1 pseudogene is annotated in these 239 nt (G+C 46.4%); it reads right to left on the bottom strand.

Features of this window, described 5'->3' with window-relative positions:
- Positions 1-144 precede the first annotated feature (144 nt).
- Positions 145-239: pseudogene (locus SB756_RS34865) on the bottom strand (oligoribonuclease); the annotation flags it as partial.

Here is a 239-nt window from a genome sequence, read left to right as displayed (position 1 = left end):
GAAATCTTTCCCTCTGCAACCCCCCAAAAAAGTTTTTTTTGCGTTTTTATCTCAAGTGCTGAAATTATCAGCAAGACGTTCAATTTAGCGTCAAAATCACGCCGCCGCAAGTGGATTCCGGCGCTTACGTGACCAGGAAAAATTTTACAGCTTGATAAAATGCTCGCGGTAGTAAGCCAGCTCCGCCACCGATTCACGGATATCATCCATCGCCTGATGCGTCCCCTGCTTGGTAAAAC

This window comes from Pseudomonas sp. SIMBA_068 (assembly GCF_046534705.1).
Classification (GTDB): Bacteria; Pseudomonadota; Gammaproteobacteria; order Pseudomonadales; family Pseudomonadaceae; genus Aquipseudomonas; species Aquipseudomonas putida.
The sequence above is the reverse complement of the archived record's forward strand: the minus strand, read 5'-3'. Positions and strand labels throughout refer to the sequence as shown.